Annotated in this window: 14 protein-coding genes; 11 read left to right on the top strand and 3 right to left on the bottom strand. The window is 64.0% G+C overall.

The genetic code is table 11. The annotated features are described in order from the left end of the window. The 3 genes from polA (at position 1) to AB4Y34_RS05310 (ending at position 5,227) form a co-directional block, all read left to right on the top strand. Positions 1–2,742, top strand: coding sequence for a DNA polymerase I (gene polA / locus AB4Y34_RS05320; RefSeq protein WP_368715457.1), 2,742 nt, complete (start codon positions 1–3; stop codon positions 2,740–2,742). Positions 2,743–2,899: 157 nt separating this feature from the next. Further along, positions 2,900–4,255: an NAD(P)/FAD-dependent oxidoreductase gene (locus AB4Y34_RS05315; RefSeq protein ID WP_368715456.1), complete on the top strand. Its 1,356-nt coding sequence runs from the start codon at positions 2,900–2,902 to the stop codon at positions 4,253–4,255. 99 nt (positions 4,256–4,354) lie between these two features. Further along, positions 4,355–5,227, top strand: coding sequence for a dienelactone hydrolase family protein (locus AB4Y34_RS05310; RefSeq protein ID WP_368715455.1), 873 nt, complete (start codon positions 4,355–4,357; stop codon positions 5,225–5,227). A gap of 108 nt (positions 5,228–5,335) precedes the next feature. Here AB4Y34_RS05310 and AB4Y34_RS05305 read toward each other — a convergent pair whose 3' ends face one another. Together AB4Y34_RS05305 and AB4Y34_RS05300 are read right to left on the bottom strand one after the other, a co-directional pair. Beyond that, positions 5,336–6,205 (bottom strand): sulfurtransferase, encoded by an 870-nt coding sequence (locus tag AB4Y34_RS05305; RefSeq protein ID WP_176378913.1) that lies wholly within the window; start codon positions 6,203–6,205, stop codon positions 5,336–5,338. Positions 6,206–6,355: 150 nt separating this feature from the next. After that, positions 6,356–7,462: an aromatic ring-hydroxylating dioxygenase subunit alpha gene (locus AB4Y34_RS05300; protein WP_368715454.1), complete on the bottom strand. Its 1,107-nt coding sequence runs from the start codon at positions 7,460–7,462 to the stop codon at positions 6,356–6,358. Positions 7,463–7,782: 320 nt separating this feature from the next. Here AB4Y34_RS05300 and AB4Y34_RS05295 point away from each other — a divergent pair, with 320 nt between their 5' ends. The 4 genes from AB4Y34_RS05295 to folE2 all read left to right on the top strand — a co-directional run bounded on the left by AB4Y34_RS05295 (position 7,783) and on the right by folE2 (position 12,016). Then, a complete protein-coding gene (locus AB4Y34_RS05295; protein WP_176378915.1) occupies positions 7,783–8,091 on the top strand; it encodes an exodeoxyribonuclease VII small subunit in 309 nt (102 codons plus the stop codon). Further along, positions 8,088–8,969: a polyprenyl synthetase family protein gene (locus AB4Y34_RS05290; RefSeq protein ID WP_176378916.1), complete on the top strand. Its 882-nt coding sequence runs from the start codon at positions 8,088–8,090 to the stop codon at positions 8,967–8,969. Before AB4Y34_RS05295 ends, AB4Y34_RS05290 begins: the two co-directional genes overlap by 4 nt. A gap of 87 nt (positions 8,970–9,056) precedes the next feature. Beyond that, positions 9,057–10,964 (top strand): 1-deoxy-D-xylulose-5-phosphate synthase, encoded by a 1,908-nt coding sequence (dxs, locus tag AB4Y34_RS05285; protein WP_176378917.1) that lies wholly within the window; start codon positions 9,057–9,059, stop codon positions 10,962–10,964. Positions 10,965–11,209: 245 nt separating this feature from the next. After that, entirely contained in the window at positions 11,210–12,016 is an 807-nt protein-coding gene (gene folE2 / locus AB4Y34_RS05280) for a GTP cyclohydrolase FolE2 (RefSeq protein ID WP_368715453.1), read from the top strand. Positions 12,017–12,113: 97 nt separating this feature from the next. On the opposite strand, the gene tsaD is transcribed toward folE2, so the two are convergent. Further along, positions 12,114–13,142, bottom strand: a complete 1,029-nt coding sequence (tsaD, locus tag AB4Y34_RS05275) for a tRNA (adenosine(37)-N6)-threonylcarbamoyltransferase complex transferase subunit TsaD (RefSeq protein WP_176107230.1) — start codon at positions 13,140–13,142, stop codon at positions 12,114–12,116. 146 nt (positions 13,143–13,288) lie between these two features. On the opposite strand from tsaD, the gene AB4Y34_RS05270 reads away from it, so the two are divergent. The 4 genes from AB4Y34_RS05270 to dnaG all read left to right on the top strand — a co-directional run bounded on the left by AB4Y34_RS05270 (position 13,289) and on the right by dnaG (position 17,459). Beyond that, on the top strand, positions 13,289–14,524 hold the full coding sequence (locus tag AB4Y34_RS05270; protein WP_176367604.1) for an NAD(P)/FAD-dependent oxidoreductase: 1,236 nt from the start codon (positions 13,289–13,291) through the stop codon (positions 14,522–14,524). A 49-nt stretch (positions 14,525–14,573) separates the two neighbouring features. After that, positions 14,574–14,786, top strand: coding sequence for a 30S ribosomal protein S21 (gene rpsU / locus AB4Y34_RS05265; protein WP_008919901.1), 213 nt, complete (start codon positions 14,574–14,576; stop codon positions 14,784–14,786). A 233-nt stretch (positions 14,787–15,019) separates the two neighbouring features. Further along, a complete protein-coding gene (locus tag AB4Y34_RS05260; RefSeq protein ID WP_176378918.1) occupies positions 15,020–15,466 on the top strand; it encodes a GatB/YqeY domain-containing protein in 447 nt (148 codons plus the stop codon). 118 nt (positions 15,467–15,584) lie between these two features. Next, positions 15,585–17,459: a DNA primase gene (dnaG, locus tag AB4Y34_RS05255; protein ID WP_176378919.1), complete on the top strand. Its 1,875-nt coding sequence runs from the start codon at positions 15,585–15,587 to the stop codon at positions 17,457–17,459. Positions 17,460–17,485 lie beyond the last annotated feature (26 nt).

Genomic DNA, 17,485 nt, shown 5'->3' with positions numbered 1-17,485 from the left:
ATGCCTGAAGAACGAAGCCTTGAAGGTAAGACCCTGCTGTTGGTCGACGGTTCGAGTTATCTGTACCGGGCCTACCATGCGATGCCTGATCTACGCGGCCCCGAGGGTGGCCCGACGGGTGCGCTCTACGGGATGATCAACATGCTGCGGCGCATGCGCAAGGAAGTCACAGCAGAGTATAGCGCGTGCGTGTTCGACGCCAAGGGCAAAACGTTTCGCGACGACTGGTATCCGGAGTACAAGGCGAACCGTCCATCGATGCCGGAAGATCTTGCCCGTCAGATCGAGCCGATTCACGTCGCGGTGCGTGCGCTCGGCTGGCCGCTGCTGATGATCGATCGTGTCGAAGCGGACGACGTGATCGGCACGCTGTGCACCGAGGCGGAAAAGCTCGGCATGAACGTGGTCGTGTCGACCGGTGACAAAGACCTCGCGCAGCTCGTGTCGAACCGCGTCACGCTCGTCAATACGATGACCAACGAAACGCTCGACCGCGACGGCGTGGTCGCGAAGTTCGGTGTGCCGCCGGAGCGCATCATCGACTATCTGTCGCTGATCGGCGATACCATCGACAACGTGCCGGGCGTCGAGAAATGCGGTCCGAAAACCGCGGTCAAATGGCTGACGCAGTATGAGTCGCTGGATGGCATCGTCGAGCATGCGAGCGAGATCAAGGGCGCGGTCGGCGATAATCTGCGCCGCGCGTTGGACTTCTTGCCGATGGCGCGCAAGCTCGTCACAGTCGAGCGCCATTGCGATCTGACCGGGCACATCGTGTCGATCGAAGAAAGCTTGCCGAGCCTTCCCGAGTCGCGCGAAGAGTTGCGAGATTTGTTCACGCGCCACGGCTTCAAGACGTGGCTGCGCGAAGTCGAGATTGCCGACGCGGTCGAAGGTCCGGAAACCGATGTGCCGCCCGCGTTGTCCGTCGATCACGAGCGCCACTACGAGACCGTGCAAACATGGGAGCAGCTCGACGCGTGGCTGGACAAGATCAACGCGGCCGAGATGACTTCGTTCGATTCCGAAACCACGTCGCTCGACCCGATGATTGCGCGGATCGTCGGCTTGTCGCTGTCGGTGGAAGCAGGCCGCGCCGCGTATGTGCCGCTCGCGCATCGCGGCCCCGACGCGCCGGTGCAGCTGCCGCTCGACGAAGTGCTCGCGAAGCTCAAGCCGTGGCTCGAAAGCGCGGACCACAAGAAGGTCGGCCAGCATCTGAAGTACGACGAACAGGTGCTCGCGAATTACGGCATCGAAATGCGCGGCGTCGAGCATGACACGCTGCTCGAATCGTACGTGCTCGAATCGCATCGCACGCACGACATGGACAGCCTCGCGCTGCGTCATCTCGGCGTGAAGACGATCAAGTATGAAGATGTCGCGGGCAAGGGCGCGCAGCAGATCGGCTTCGACGAAGTCGCGCTCGACAAAGCCGCCGAATATGCGGCCGAAGACGCAGACATCACGCTGCGTTTGCATCAGGCCTTGTATCCGCAAATCGCCGCGGAGAAGTCGCTCGACCACGTGTATCGCGAGATCGAAGTACCGACTTCGCGCGTGCTGCGCAAGATGGAGCGCACCGGCGTGCTGATCGACGCGGAGAAGCTGCGTCAGCAGAGCAGCGAGATCGCCACGCGTCTGATCGAGCTCGAAGGCAAGGCATACGAACTGGCCGGCGGTGAATTCAACCTCGGCTCGCCGAAGCAGATCGGGCAGATTTTCTTCGAGAAGCTCGAACTGCCGGTCATCAAGAAGACGCCGAGCGGCTCGCCGTCCACCGACGAAGAAGTGCTCCAGAAGCTTGCCGAAGACTACCCGCTGCCGAAGATTCTGCTCGAACATCGCGGCTTGTCGAAGCTGAAGTCGACCTATACCGACAAGCTGCCGCGCATGGTCAATCCGCAAACCGGCCGCGTGCATACGAACTACGCGCAGGCCGTCGCGGTGACGGGGCGGCTCGCGTCGAACGATCCGAACCTGCAGAACATTCCGGTGCGTACCGGCGAAGGCCGGCGCATCCGCGAAGCGTTCATCGCGCCGCCGGGCCACAAGCTCGTATCCGCCGATTACTCGCAGATCGAATTGCGCATCATGGCGCACATCTCCGGCGACGAATCGCTGATGCGCGCTTTCTCGCAGGGCGAAGACATTCACCGCGCCACGGCATCGGAAATCTTCAACGTGACGCCGCTCGAAGTGTCGAGCGATCAGCGGCGCGTCGCGAAGGTCATCAACTTTGGTCTCATCTACGGCATGAGCGCGTTCGGCCTCGCGTCGAATCTCGGCATCACGCGCGATGCGGCGAAGATGTATATCGACCGCTATTTCGCGCGCTATCCCGGTGTCGCTCGCTATATGGACGAGACGCGCTTGAGCGCGAAGGCGAAGGGCTACGTCGAAACGGTGTTCGGCCGCCGTCTGTGGCTGCCCGAGATCAACGGCGGCAACGGTCCGCGCCGCCAGGCCGCGGAGCGGGCCGCGATCAACGCGCCGATGCAGGGCACCGCTGCCGACCTGATCAAGATGTCGATGATCGCCGTGCAGAACTGGATCGAAGACTCGAAGATCGGCACGCGCATGATCATGCAGGTGCACGACGAACTGATTCTCGAAGTGCCCGACGCCGAGTTGTCCGAAGTCCGCAAGCGTCTGCCAGAACTGATGTGCGGCGTCGCCGCGCTGAAGGTGCCGCTGGTCGCCGAAGTCGGCGCGGGGCTGAACTGGGAGGAGGCGCATTGACATGCCCGTGACACCCGCACGATAACGTCGTGCGCATGTCACACATGAGTATTGGCCACTTGTGACTTCCCAGCCGGGTCGAGGACAATCGATTGAGGACGGCGCATTCATGCGCCGCGTCGCGACAGATAATTCATCGGCTACACGGAGAAGTGCAATGCATCGATTTATCGTCGTTGGCGGAGGTGCGGGAGGGCTGGAACTGGCGACGCGTCTTGGCGATCGCTATGGGGCCGGCAAGAAAGGGCGCAGCGCGCAGGCCCAGGTCACGCTGGTCGATCGCTTTCCAACGCATATCTGGAAACCGCTGCTGCACGAGGTGGCGGCGGGCAGCATGGACCCGTTCACCCAGGAGCTCCCATACGCGGCGCAGGCGCGCTGGCATGGCTTCGAGTTCCAGCAAGGCGATCTGACCGCACTCGACCGCGCGAACCGGCGCATTACGCTCGGCACCGTGCTCGACGACGACGGCGCTGAACTGCTGCCCGAACGCGTGCTCGAGTACGACACGCTGGTCATCGCGATCGGCAGTACCACGGCCTTCTTCGGCGTCAAGGGAGCGGCCGAATTCTCGATTGCACTGGATACGGTTAGCGAGGCGGAGCGTTTCCGCAAACGCCTGATCGCGGCGTGCATGCGCGCCGAACATCACGCGCACGAGCCCGTCGAGTCGCGACCGGGACCCGGCACGTGGACGTCCAGCGAGCCGCGCATTCAGGTGGCGATCGTCGGCGGCGGCGCGACGGGGGTCGAGTTATCGGCGGAATTGCGCAATACCGCCCAGGTGTTGTCCGCGTATGGCTTGCACAAGCTCGATCCGCGGCATGACGTCGGCATCGTGCTGATCGAGGCGGGGCCGCGCATCCTGCCCGCGTTGACGGAGCGCGTTTCCACGGCCACCGCCGAATTGCTGACCAAGCTCGGCGTGAAGCTGATGATCGGCGAGACCGTGGCCGAGGTTGCGCCGGGCTACATCCGCACCGCGAGTGGTCACACGGTGCGAGCCGATCTGACCGTGTGGGCGGCGGGCATCAAGGCGCCGGCGGTGCTCACTCAACTCGACGGCTTGCCGGTCAACCGGCTCGGTCAGCTGATCGTGCGCCGTACGCTGCAAACCGAGATCGACGACAACATCTTCGCGCTCGGCGACTGCGCGGCCTGCGAGTGGCCGGGCAACGAGCGCAACGTACCGCCGCGCGCGCAGGCCGCGCATCAGCAAGCGAGCTTTCTGATGAAGGGACTGGCGGCGCGCCTCGAGAACAGGCCGCTACCGGAGTTCACTTATCGCGACTTCGGCTCGCTGGTCTCGCTCGGGCACTTCAGCGCGGTCGGCAATCTGATGGGCGGGGTGATCGGCGGCAATATGCTGATCGAAGGGTTGTTCGCGCGCTTCATGTACATGTCGCTGTACCGGCTGCATATCGCGGCGCTGCACGGCTATCCGCGCATGGTGCTGGACACCTTTGCGCATTGGTTGCGCCGTACCACGCTGCCGCGCGTCAAGCTGCACTGACTGCATCGGCGCGTGCGGACAATCTCCTCAGTTGAATCTGCAACGGGATGCGCGCAAGGCGTATCCTGTTGCCTCTAACAATTCTTCGAGGAGCGCCCCATGCTGAAGCCTGAAGTTGATTGTCTGATTCCGCACGTTCCCTTCGATCGGCGCACCTTCATGAAGGCGGCGCTCGGCACTGGTTTCGCGGCAGCGGTGCTGCCCGTCTCGGCGCAGACCATCCATACCGACAGCGACGGCCTCGATGCAGGGGAAGTGGCGTTCCATTCGGGCGGTACGCTGATACCGGCCTATCGCGCGCAGCCGAAGGGCAAGACGCATCTGCCGGTGATCCTCGTCGTGCATGAAATCTTCGGCGTCCACGAGCATATCGCCGACGTGTGCCGGCGCTTCGCGAAGCAGGGCTATCTGGCGATCGCGCCGAACCTGTACGAGCGCGAGGGCGACCCGACCGCTTACCCGAGCATGCAGCAACTCAACGAGCAGTTGGTCAGCAAAGTGCCCGACGAGCAGGTGCTTGCCGACCTCGACGCGGCCGCCGCGTGGGCCGGCGAGAACGGCGGCGACCTGAACCGGCTCGGCGTCAACGGCTTTTGCTGGGGCGGGCGCATCTCGTGGCTGTATGCCGAGCACAATCCGCGCGTGAAGGCGGGCGTTGCCTGGTATGGTCGCGTGACCGGCGCGAAGAATGCGATGACGCCGGCCAATCCGCTCGATCTCGTCGCCGACCTGCATGCGCCCGTGCTCGGCTTGTATGGGCGCCAGGATCAAAGCATTCCGCAGGACACGCTCGAACAGATGAAGCAGGCGATCGCGCAAGGGCCGCAGGCGGGACGTGGCTCGCAGTTCGTCGTTTATGACGACGCGGGTCACGCGTTTTTCGCAGATTACCGTCCAAGCTACAAGAAGGCCGATGCCGAGGATGGCTGGCGTCGCACGCTCGTGTGGTTCAAGCAACATGGGGTTGCTTGAAATCCTCATGTGTTTGCTTGGCTAGCGATAAATCCGATGAAAAAGGCCGTTGCCGCTTCAACGCGGCAACGGCCTTTTTGTCTGATTACGACTCGCCGGGGCAAGTGCTCAGGGGTTCGCCCCGGTCGCCACCGGCCGTTTCGGATCGGAACTCCACTCGCTCCACGAGCCCGGGTACAGGGCTGAGCCATGCAGGCCGGCAACCTCCATCGCGAGCGAATTCACGCAGGCGGTCACGCCCGAGCCGCATTGCAGCACCACGTGCTCCGGCGACGTGTCGCCGAGCAGCGCATGGAATTCCTCGCGCAGAGTGTGGGCCGGCTTGAAGCGGCCGTCGGCGGTCAGGTTGTCCTTGAAGAAGCGGTTCAGCGCGCCCGGAATATGGCCGCCGACGCGGTCGAGTGTCTCGTTTTCGCCGCGATAGCGATCGGGCGCGCGCGCATCCACGACGACCCGCTCCTTCGAGACAAGGTTGCGCTCGACCGCCTGGCTATCGATGGTCACCGCGAGCGGCGCGGCCGCCTTGAAGTCGCCGGTGTTCTGCGCGGGCACGGCCTGCGTCAGCGGCTGGCCGGCCGCTTCCCATGCCTGGAGGCCGCCGTCGAGCAGCGCGACCGCGTCGTGGCCGAGCCAGCGCAACAGCCACCAGACGCGCGCCGCGTACATGCCGCCTTGCGCGTCGTATGCGACGACCTGTTGACCTTGCTTCAGTCCTCGCGACTCGAGCGTTTCGACGAGCCGCGCGCGATCGGGCAGCGGATGCCGGCCGTTCGAGCCGTTCTTCGGCCCGGACAGATCGCGATCGAGATGCAGATAATGCGCGCCCGGCAGATGGCCGGCCAGCCAGGCTTTCTCCCCGGCGTCGGTATCGGCGAGGTCGAACCGGCAGTCGATCACGAACACGCTGCCCGGCGCGGCCGTGAGCAGCTCGGCAAGATTGGCCGCGGAGATCAGGGTGGTGTAATGAGTGTGGGGCATGAGCGTCTCCTCGATACGGGCGATGGCGGCTGCGGGCCGCGTCGTTCACACGGCTGGCGCAATCACCGGTCTATGTTGTTAGTCTAAACAAAAAAAGACGGGTCGAAGCCCGTCTTTCCTTGAGTCGATCGATGCGCCGCGCGGCGCGGATCAGATCGTGCCGAGTTCGCGTCGCAGAAACTCGTGGAAGTGCTGCATGCCGTCTTCCATCGGGCTCTGATACGGACCGACCTGCGATTCGCCTCGCTCCATCAGCGCGAGACGGCCGGCGTCCATGCGCTCGGCGATCTCGTCGTCTTCGCGGGCCGTCTCCATATAGGCGGCGCGCTCGGCTTCGACGAAATCGCGCTCGAACAGCGCGATTTCCTCGGGGTAATAAAACTCCACCACGTTGGTGGTCTTCTGCGGACCGCGCGGAATCAGCCACGACACGACCAGCACATGCGGATACCACTCGATCATGATGCCCGGGTAGTACACCATCCAGATCGCGCCGAACTCGGGCGGATTGCCGTCGCGAAAGCGCAGCACTTCATCGTGCCACTTGCGATACGTCGGGCTTCCCGGTTGCTCGAGCGCCTTGTGCACGCCGACCGTCTGCACGCTGTACCAGTCGCCGAACTCCCACGTCAGATCATCGCAATTGACGAAGCTGCCGAGGCCCGGATGGAACGGCGCAACGTGATAGTCCTCCAGATAGACCTCGATGAAGGTCTTCCAGTTGTAGTTGCACTCGTGGACTTCCACGTGATCGAACATGAAGCCCGAGAAGTCGAAGTGGCGCCTGGTGCCGAGGCGTGCGAGATCTTTCGCGACGTTGCGACCTTGCGCCTCGAACAGCAGACCCTGCCAGTTCTGCAGCGGCGTGGCGCCGAGATTCAGGCACGGGTTGTCGGCGAAATGGGGCGCGCCGAGCAGCTCGCCCTTCAGGTCGTACGTCCAGCGATGCAGCGGACAGACAATGTTCTGCGTCTGCCCGCGGCCGTTGAGCATGATGGCTTGCCGGTGGCGGCACACGTTCGACAGCAACTCGACTTGCGACTGCTGGTTACGGACGAGTACCCGCCCCTCGCGTTCGCTGGGCAAGGCAAAATAATCCCCCGCTTCGGGCACCATGAGATCGTGGCCGATGTAGCGAGGACCTTTCTTGAAAAGGGTGTCGATTTCGCGCGTAAGAAGCGCTTCGTCAAAGTAAGCCGTGACTGGCAGCTGGCTGTGAACAGACCGCAACTGCAATGCATTGCTCAGATTGGACATTCCCACTCCCGATGAAGACGTGAAAGCAGTGAACAACCCAACCATCGAAGATTCGATTTAGGGAGCCCGCGATTATACCCGTTTCCCTGTGACAGGGACACTTAAGTCCCTGATTTGGGTTAAAAATGTCAGGAAAGTTCGGCATTTTCGCCGCAGACCTCGAGCTTTTTTTCTGCGAGACTTCAGGGTCGAAGCGGGGCAAAGGTGGGCATCGGACAGGCTCGAAGCAACGTGGCAAGGCGGGGCGCAGGCCTTCGAGCGGATCGAAAATGTCGCTTTTGCCGTAGAATGTCCGACTTGTTTTAATTTTGCGACTATTCATGGCGAAGACCGCATCGAACGATTCCGCCGCCGCGCCAGCCGAAAGCGGCGATAGCGCGCCGCTGCCGGAGAATTACGAGGCAGCGCAGACGGAGCTGGAAGAGCTCGTCGCGCGCATGGAAGGCGGCGGCCTGAGCCTCGAGGAATCGCTGGCCGCGTACCGTCGCGGGGCGGCACTTGTCGCATTCTGTCAACAGCAGCTCGAAAAGGTCGAGCAGCAGGTGCGGGTCCTCGATGGCGAGACCCTCAAGCCTCTGCCCATGAATACCGCAGGCACAGCCGCGACTGAGAGCGGGGACGACCTATGACATTCGAACAATGGACGCGCTCGGTGCTCGAACGCGTCGAAACGGCTCTGGAACACTATCTGCCGGCCGAGACGACCGAACCCGCCAAGCTGCACGAGGCGATGCGCTATGCGGTGCTCGGTGGCGGCAAGCGGGTGCGGCCGCTCCTGTGCCACGCGGCCGGCGAGCTGACCGGCGCGCGCGCCGAATGCCTCGATGCGGCGGCGGCGGCGCTGGAAATGATCCACGTCTACTCGCTCGTGCACGACGACATGCCCTGCATGGACGACGACGAACTGCGCCGCGGCAAGCCGACGGTCCACGTCAAGTATGACGAAGCGACCGCGCTTTTGGTCGGCGACGCTTTGCAATCGCAGGCATTCGTCGTGCTCACGTCCGACGTATTGGGCCAGCCGCAGCAGGCCTCGCTCGTGCGCGAACTCGCGCTCGCCAGCGGCTCGATCGGCATGTGCGGCGGTCAGGCCATCGATCTGGCGAGCGTCGGTCACACGCTGACCCGCCCGCAGCTCGAGACCATGCATCGCATGAAGACCGGCGCGCTGCTGCGCGCGGCCGTGCGCATGGGCGCGCTGGCCGGCGAGACCCCGGACGCGCAGGCTCTGGCTTCGCTCGACGCCTACGCCGCCGCGGTCGGTCTCGCGTTTCAGGTCGTCGACGACATTCTCGACGTCACGACCGACTCCGCAACGCTCGGCAAGACCGCCGGCAAGGACGCGAAGGACGGCAAGCCGACCTACGTGTCGATTATCGGGCTCGACGCGTCGCGCGCGCTCGCGGCGCAACTGCGCAGCGACGCTCACGCCGCGCTTGCACCGTTCGGCGCTCGCGCACAGCGTCTTGCCGAACTGGCCGACCTGGTGGTGAACCGGGTCAGCTGAACGCGAAAGCCCGCCGCCGCGCACCCTCCATTCCCGGGGTGCATGTATGAAGTGCGGGCGCGTAAGTTTTCCTACAATGGAACGACGATGTACGACTTGCTGAAAACCATCGACGACCCGGCAGCCCTGCGCCGCCTCGATCGCCGTCAATTGCAGCCGCTTGCCGACGAGTTGCGCGCCTTTGTGCTCGACAGCGTATCGCAGACGGGCGGCCATCTCTCGTCCAACCTCGGCACGGTCGAGTTGACCATCGCGCTGCATTATGTGTTCGATACGCCGCACGACCGGATCGTCTGGGACGTAGGCCATCAGACCTATCCGCACAAGATCCTGACCGGTCGTCGCGAGCAGATGCACACGCTGCGTCAGTTGGGCGGCATCTCGGGCTTCCCGAAACGCGACGAATCGGAATACGACACTTTCGGCACGGCGCACTCGAGCACGTCGATTTCGGCCGCGCTCGGCATGGCGATCGCGAGCAAGCTGCAGGGCGACAACCGCATGGGTATCGCCGTGATCGGCGACGGCGCGATGACGGCCGGCATGGCCTTCGAGGCCATGAACAACGCGGGCGTCGAAGACGACGTGCCGCTGCTCGTGATCCTCAACGACAACGACATGTCGATCTCGCCGCCGGTCGGCGCGCTCAATCGCCATCTCGCGCGTCTGATGTCGGGGCGCTTCTATGCGGCCGCGCGCGCGGGCGTCGAGCGCGTGCTGCGCGTCGCGCCGCCGGTGCTCGATCTCGCGCGCAAGCTCGAGGAGCACGCGAAGGGCATGATCGTGCCGGCCACGCTGTTCGAGGAGTTCGGCTTCAACTACATCGGGCCGATCGACGGTCACGATCTCGATTCGCTGATTCCGACGCTGCAAAACATCAAGGAACTGCGCGGGCCGCAATTCCTGCATGTGGTCACGAAGAAAGGCCAGGGCTACAAGCTGGCCGAGGCCGATCCGGTGCTATACCACGGCCCGGGCAAGTTCAATCCGGCCGAGGGCATCAAGCCGGCCGCGACGCCGTCGAAGAAGACCTACACGCAGGTGTTCGGCGAATGGCTGTGCGATGCGGCCGAGCTCGACTCGCGCGTGGTCGGCATTACACCGGCGATGCGTGAAGGCTCGGGCATGGTCGAGTTCGAAAAGCGCTTCCCGGATCGTTACTTCGACGTCGGCATCGCCGAGCAGCACGCGGTGACGTTCGCGGGCGGCCTCGCCGCGGACGGCATGAAGCCGGTCGTCGCGATCTATTCGACCTTCCTGCAACGCGCGTATGACCAGTTGATTCACGACATCGCGCTGCAAAACCTGCCGGTGGTGTTCGCCATCGATCGCGCGGGTCTCGTCGGCGCGGACGGCGCGACGCATGCGGGCGCGTACGACCTCGCGTTCATGCGTTGTATCCCGAACATGACCGTGATGGCGCCGTCGGACGAAAACGAGTGCCGTCAGATGCTGTACACCGCGTTGCAGCAGTCGCATCCGACCGCTGTGCGCTACCCGCGCGGCGCGGGTACCGGTGTGGCAACCGTCAAGCAGATGGCCGCGTTGCCGCTCGGCAAGGGCGAAGTGCGTCGCGAGACGTCGGCGCCGGCCGGCAAGCGCATCGCGATTCTCGCGTTCGGCACGATGGTCGCGCCGTCGCTCGCAGCGGCCGAGCAATTCGACGCCACCGTGGCGAACATGCGCTTCGTGAAGCCGCTCGACACCGAACTCGTGCGCAAGCTGGCCGAGACGCACGACGCGATCGTCACCGTCGAGGAAGGCTGCATCATGGGTGGCGCGGGTTCGGCCTGCGTCGAAGCCCTGCTCGCAAGTGGGGTTATGCGCCCCGTACTACAATTGGGCCTCCCCGATCGGTTCATCGATCATGGGGACCCGGCCAAGCTGCTCGCCGCGTGCGGTCTCGACGCCGCGGGTATTGCCCGGTCGATCCGCGAACGCTTCCTCGCAAGCGGCGCGGTCGGCGGTCAGTCGTCGGTGAAGCGCGTCGCTTAAAGCGCTGTCGCCTGTCATGCCGCCGTGGGTACGACTCATGCCGCCGTCATGCGACGGCGGCTTCGGCAATCTCCAGTTTGAACCGACGGGTCTTGCGGCCCGTCACCCAACGCCGGCGGCAGCCGGCGTTCGCCATTGCGCGCGCTGATCTGCACGGCCGCTGGGCGCTTCGAGCTCGCTGCGCGATCGTCGCCGATGCAGCGAGACCTGGACGCAGCCCGGCGCTTTCCAGAAAGGACAAAAGAATGAATCAGATGAATCCCGCCTTCGTGATGCCCGACGTGCAAAGCACCCCCGACACGCGCCAGATTCCGATCCAGCGGGTCGGCGTGAAGGGCGTACGTCATCCGTTGACGGTTCGCACACAAGCCGATGAAGTGCAGCCGACGGTCGGCACGTGGAATCTCGACGTGCATCTGCCGGCCGAGCAGAAGGGCACGCACATGTCGCGCTTCGTCGCGTTGCTCGAAGAGAACAAGGCGCCGCTCGAACCGGCCACGTTCCGCACGATGCTCGCGGCCATGCTCGATAAGCTCGAGGCCGAGGCGGGCCGCATCGAAGTGTCATTCCCGTACTTCGTGAACAAGACCGCGCCGGTGTCGGGCGTGCAGAGCCTGCTCGACTATGAAGTTACGCTGACCGGCGAGACCCGCCATGGCGCGACGCGGCTGTTTCTGAAGGTGCTGGTGCCGGTCACGAGCCTGTGCCCGTGCTCGAAGAAAATCTCGCAGTACGGCGCGCACAACCAGCGCTCGCACGTGACGATCGATGCCGAGCTGATCGGCGACGTGGCTGTCGAAGAGTTGATCCGCATCGCCGAGGAAGAAGCGTCGTGCGAACTGTGGGGTCTGCTCAAGCGTCCGGACGAGAAGTTCGTTACCGAGCGCGCGTACGAAAATCCGAAGTTCGTCGAAGACCTCGTGCGCGACGTTGCCCAGCGTCTGAATGCCGACGAGCGCATCCTCGCGTATGTGCTCGAAGCCGAGAACTTCGAGTCGATTCACAATCACAGCGCTTATGCGGTAATCGAGCAGGACAAGCGCCTCGCCTGATACGTTCTGCGTCGGTCCACGCCGTTTCGTTGCAAAAGCATTGAACCCATGAAAAAGCCGCTTTTAAAGCGGCTTTTTATCGTCTTGCGGCGGCGGTTCAGTGCGCGAGCGACGTCAGATCCCACCGCGGCTTCACGGTGAACGCGTAGTCGTTGACGGCCTGTTCGGGCCAGCGTTGCAGACGCAGCGCGCCGGCCAGCGCGATCATCGCGCCATTGTCCGTGCACAGCGACAGGTCGGGATAGTGCACGTAAAAATTGCGCTTCTGCGCGGCGGCCGACAGCGCTTCGCGCAACTGCCGGTTCGCGCCGACGCCGCCCGCCACCACCAGCCGGTTCAGCTTCGTGCGCTTGAGCGCCGCGAGCGATTTCGCGGCCAGCACTTCGACGGCGGCATCGACGAAACCGCGCGCGAGATCGGCCTTGGCCTGTTCGCAAATGTTCGCGCCGCCCAGCCGGTTTGCGTGCGTGAGCACGGCGGTCTTCAGGCCGCTGAAGCTGAAATCGAGGTCGCCGGAATGCAGCATCGGGCGTGGCAGCACGACTGCGCCGGGGGTGCCGAACTCGGCCATGCGCGAGACTTCCGGGCCGCCCGGGTAGCCGAGGCCCAGCAGCTTGGCGGTTTTGTCGAAGGCTTCGCCGGCGGCGTCGTCGAGCGTTTCGCCGAGCGTCTCGTAGACGCCGACATCCGTCACGCGCATCAGTTGCGTATGGCCGCCCGACACCAGCAGCGCGACGAACGGAAACGGCGGCGGCTCATCGACGAGCAGCGGCGACAGCAAATGCCCTTCGAGATGGTGAATGCCGACGGTCGGCTTGTTCCACGCCATCGCCAGCGAATTGGCGACGCTCGCGCCGACCAGCAGCGCGCCCGCGAGCCCAGGGCCTTGTGTGTAGGCGATCGCGTCGATGTCACCGCGCGCAACGCTGGCGCGCTCCATCACCTCTTCGAGCAGCGGCAGCGCACGGCGGATGTGGTCGCGCGATGCAAGCTCCGGCACGACGCCGCCGTACTCGCGATGCATCGCAATCTGCGAATGCAGCGCGTGCGCGAGCAGGCCGCGCTCCGTGTCGTAGAGCGCAAGACCGGTTTCGTCGCAGGAGCTTTCGATGCCGAGAACGAGCATGATGAATCGCTTTGAGACGGGCGCGCGCAATGCGCGTCCGAAAGTGAAAGGTAAGCCTGAAAGTATACCAGCGCGGACCGGCAGCCGCTGGCGGCCGGCAGCGCACGGGCACGGGCGCGTGGGCCCGGCAGGTACAATGCGGCCCCATGGAATCCTTCGATATCGCGGTGATCGGCGCGGGCGCGGCCGGCATGATGTGCGCGGCCGTTGCCGGTCAACTCGGGCGGCGGGTGGCGCTGATCGACCACTCGCAGCGTCTTGCGGAAAAAATCCGCATTTCCGGCGGCGGCCGCTGCAACTTCACGAATCTGTATGCGGGGCCGGCCAATTATCTGTCGGCGAATCCGCATTTTTGCCGCTCGGCGCTGGCACGCTATACGCCGCGCGACTTCATGGCGCTGCTCAAGCAACATCGCGTGACGTGGCATGAGAAGCACAAGGGCCAGCTGTTTTGCGATCAATCGAGCGACGCGGTCATCGACGTGCTGAAAAGCGAGTGCGACGCCGGTGGCGTTGCATGGCGCACGCCGCTATCGGTCGAAGAAGTGCGCCGGGATGCCGAAGGGCGATTCCTGCTCGGCACGACGGCGGGCACGATCGCCGCCCGTGCGCTCGTGATCGCGACGGGCGGTCTGTCGATCCCGAAGATCGGCGCGACCGATTTCGCATACCGCATCGCCAAGCAGTTCGGCCACAAGCTGATCGACACGCGCCCCGCGCTGGTGCCGCTGACCTTCGCGCCGGCCGACTGGGAGCCGTTTGCGGCGCTTTCGGGCGTGTCGCTCGAAGTCCAGCTATCGACTGGCAACAAGAAGACCGGCGCCGAGTTCACCGAAGATCTGCTGCTCACGCACCGCGGCCTGTCGGGCCCAGGGGTGCTGCAGATATCGAGCTTCTGGCAGCCCGGCGAGCCGATTCACATCAATCTGCTGCCGGAGCGCGACGCCGCGGCCGCGCTCATCGACGCGAAAAACGGCACGAAGCGGCAGATCGCCAATCTGCTATCGGAATGGGTGCCGCAACGGCTCGCGCACGTGTGGCTCGACACTCATCAGGTGGCGGCCGAGGCTCGCGTCGCCGATCTGCCGGACAAGTCGCTGCGCCGCATCGGTGAGGCGCTGTCGCGCTGGACGCTCACGCCGAACGGCACCGAGGGTTATCGCAAGGCCGAAGTGACGCGCGGTGGCGTCGATACGCGCGGTTTGTCATCGACGACGATGATGAGCGCTCGGGTGCCGGGTCTCTACTTCATCGGCGAGGCGGTCGACGTGACCGGCTGGCTCGGCGGCTACAACTTCCAGTGGGCGTGGGCGTCGGGTGTCGCGGCGGGGGAGGCGGCCGCCGAATATGCCCGGGGGCTTGACGGCGCAATGGCTTTGTGAGAAAGCTCTGCTATACTCCTGAACCTTTACAAAGTTCCGTTATTGAAAAATGACGACCATCCGCGTAAAAGACAATGAGCCGTTCGAAGTCGCCATGCGCCGTTTCAAGCGCACCATGGAGAAAAACGGCTTACTGACGGAACTTCGCGCTCGCGAGTTTTACGAGAAACCCACAGCCGAACGCAAGCGCAAGAAAGCGGCGGCGGTGAAGCGTCATTTCAAGCGTCTGCGTGGCCAGATGCTGCCAAAAAAGCTCTACTGATTCTGGCGTTGCCCCGCTGTACGCGGCGCGGCAGCATCCCGGCCGATGGCGGCACCACAGTGCCATCACGGCAAACCCGGCCCATCGGGCCAGCCGGCAGGGTCGCATCCACTACGCATATTGCGCCAACCCGCTTGAGGAAGAAGTCCCAAGCGGGTTTTCGTGCTGATGCGGCGGTATCGCCGCCATCGACCGGCCGGTTTTTCAACTTTTCAACGCAATTCAGGTGAGTGATGAGTCTCAAAGACCGGATCAACGACGATATGAAAGCTGCCATGCGGGCGCGCGAGACCGAGCGTCTCGGCACAATCCGCCTGCTCCTCGCCGCGATCAAGCAGCGTGAAGTCGATGAGCGGGTCACGCTCGACGATGCCGGCATAACCGCCGTGGTCGACAAGATGATCAAGCAGCGCAAGGATTCGATCAGCCAGTTCGAGGCCGCCGGACGCACAGATCTCGCGGACAAGGAAAAAGCCGAGCTGGCGATTCTTTCCGCCTATATGCCTGAGCAGATGTCCGAAGCGGAAATCGTTGCCGAAGTGCAGGCGGCGGTCGCGCAAACCGGTGCTGCCGGCCCGCAGGACATGGGCAAAGTGATGGGCGTGCTGAAGCCGAAGCTGGCCGGCCGCGCCGACATGACCGCCGTCTCCGCGCAGGTCAAAGCCGCGCTCGCGAAGTAACCCTGCCGATTTGTCTGGGTCGCGCGCCTCGTAAAGCCGGGGCGCGGGGCCCCGGTCGCGGTGTCGGGCCCGCACTCCGGGCTTGGATTTTGAAGCTTTCCAGGCAGCGTTAATTACTGTGATCCCACCGTCATTCCTGCAGGACCTGCTCAACCGCGTCGATATCGTCGACGTGGTCGGCCGGTATGTGCAGCTGAAAAAGGGCGGCGCGAACTTCATGGGGCTGTGCCCGTTTCACAACGAGAAGAGCCCCTCGTTTACGGTTAGTCCGACTAAGCAGTTTTATCACTGCTTCGGCTGCGGTGCGCATGGCACGGCCATCGGGTTCCTGATGGAACACGTGGGCGCGTCGTTTCCCGAAGCGGTCAACGAGCTCGCGCAATCGGTGGGTCTAACTGTGCCGAACGAGCCTTCGCCCGGATATGGCGGTGGTGGCGGAGCTGGCGGCGGCTACGCGCCGGCGGCGTCGAAGGCCGTCACCACGGCGCTGTCCGATCTGATGCAGACCGCCTGCGACTACTACCGTAAGCAGCTGCGCGGTGCGCCGGGCGCGATCCAATATCTGAAAAAGCGCGGTCTGACCGGCGAAATCGCCGCGCGCTTCGGTCTGGGCTACGCGCCCGAAGGCTGGCAAAACCTCGAGGCGGCGTTTCCGAACTACCGCGACGACGCGCTGGTCGAAGCGGGTCTCGTGATCGTCAGCGAAAAGTCCGACGCGCAGGGTCAGAACCGCCGCTACGACCGCTTCCGCGAGCGGATCATGTTCCCGATCCGCAATGTCAAAGGGCAGGTGATCGGCTTCGGCGGCCGCGTGCTCGACGGCGGCGAGCCGAAGTATTTGAATTCGCCCGAAACGCCGCTATTTAACAAGGGCAGCGAGCTGTACGGGCTGTTCGAGGCGCGTCTGGCGATTCGAGAGCAGCACTACGTGCTGGTCGTCGAAGGTTATATGGACGTGGTCGCGCTGGCCCAATTGGGCTTTCAGAACGCGGTCGCGACGCTCGGCACCGCTTGCACACCGATTCATGTGCAGAAACTGATGCGCCAGACCGATACGGTCATTTTCAGTTTCGACGGCGACGCGGCCGGCCGGCGTGCAGCACGCCGCGCGCTCGACGCGTGCCTGCCGCATGCCGCCGACAACCGGACTATCCGTTTCCTGTTCTTGCCGAGCGAGCACGATCCCGACAGCTACGTGCGCGAGTTCGGCACCGAGGCTTTCGCCGAGCAGGTCGAACGGGCGATGCCGTTGTCGCAGTTCATGCTCAACGAGGTGCTGACCGGCAAGGAGCTCGATCAGCCCGAGGGCAAAGCCCGCGCGCTGTTCGACGCAAAGCCGCTGCTGCAGGCATTGCCGGCGAATGCGCTGCGCGCGCAGATCATGCATATGTTTGCGGACCGGCTCGATGTGCCGTTCAGCGAAGTCGCGGCGCTTTGCGAGGTCGATGCGCGGATCGCGGCCGCCGCGCGCGAGGCGCCGGCCCGCAAGGATCGCCGCAGCGTGACCGGCATCGAGGAAAAGACGCTGCGCAACCTGGTGATGTATCCGCGCACGGTCGCGATGCTCGACGAAGAGGCCGAAGAGGCGCTGCTCACCGTGACCCGGCACGGCGAACTGTTCGCGGAAGTGACGACGCACGCGCGCGCCCTCGGCGATTCGGCGGCGTTCCAGTTGTTGTCAGATCTCTTGCGAAATGGTGCGAACGCCCCAACTTTCGAGGAAATCTTTCGCAAAATTCTAGACTATGATGAAAACGTCCGGGATTTGCTGCTGAAAGACCCGCAGGACGCGGCCGTCATCGAGGAACGGCGCGAGCAGGAACGAATCGTCGGCGAGGAGTTGAAAGCCGCGATTTTGAAGATGCGATACGACGCTTATTGCGATCGTCTCGATCAGCTTTCGCGACAGTCACGACATACGCCGGAAGAGTTTGCCGAGTTTTCGGAGCTCAACCGGAAGCGGGCCGATATGAAGCGTCAACTCGGCCTGTAGCGGAGAGGCGAAAACCTCGGGTGCTA

Source organism: Paraburkholderia sp. BR10954, from assembly GCF_040965775.1.
Lineage (GTDB): Bacteria > Pseudomonadota > Gammaproteobacteria > Burkholderiales > Burkholderiaceae > Paraburkholderia > Paraburkholderia youngii.
This window is presented reverse-complemented; position numbering and strand designations above follow the sequence as displayed.

Bases quoted from the DNA above. Each gene is read 5' to 3' on its own strand.
- folE2 (WP_368715453.1), top strand. From the start codon at position 11,210: ATGAATCAGATGAATCCCGCCTTCGTGATGCCCGACGTGCAAAGCACC.
- AB4Y34_RS05305 (WP_176378913.1), bottom strand. From the start codon at position 6,205: ATGCCCCACACTCATTACACCACCCTGATCTCCGCGGCCAATCTTGCC.
- AB4Y34_RS05260 (WP_176378918.1), top strand. From the start codon at position 15,020: ATGAGTCTCAAAGACCGGATCAACGACGATATGAAAGCTGCCATGCGG.
- rpsU (WP_008919901.1), top strand. From the start codon at position 14,574: ATGACGACCATCCGCGTAAAAGACAATGAGCCGTTCGAAGTCGCCATG.
- AB4Y34_RS05290 (WP_176378916.1), top strand. From the start codon at position 8,088: ATGACATTCGAACAATGGACGCGCTCGGTGCTCGAACGCGTCGAAACG.
- AB4Y34_RS05295 (WP_176378915.1), top strand. From the start codon at position 7,783: ATGGCGAAGACCGCATCGAACGATTCCGCCGCCGCGCCAGCCGAAAGC.
- AB4Y34_RS05270 (WP_176367604.1), top strand. From the start codon at position 13,289: ATGGAATCCTTCGATATCGCGGTGATCGGCGCGGGCGCGGCCGGCATG.
- tsaD (WP_176107230.1), bottom strand. From the start codon at position 13,142: ATGCTCGTTCTCGGCATCGAAAGCTCCTGCGACGAAACCGGTCTTGCG.
- dxs (WP_176378917.1), top strand. From the start codon at position 9,057: ATGTACGACTTGCTGAAAACCATCGACGACCCGGCAGCCCTGCGCCGC.
- AB4Y34_RS05310 (WP_368715455.1), top strand. From the start codon at position 4,355: ATGCTGAAGCCTGAAGTTGATTGTCTGATTCCGCACGTTCCCTTCGAT.
- polA (WP_368715457.1), top strand. From the start codon at position 1: ATGCCTGAAGAACGAAGCCTTGAAGGTAAGACCCTGCTGTTGGTCGAC.
- AB4Y34_RS05300 (WP_368715454.1), bottom strand. From the start codon at position 7,462: ATGTCCAATCTGAGCAATGCATTGCAGTTGCGGTCTGTTCACAGCCAG.
- AB4Y34_RS05315 (WP_368715456.1), top strand. From the start codon at position 2,900: ATGCATCGATTTATCGTCGTTGGCGGAGGTGCGGGAGGGCTGGAACTG.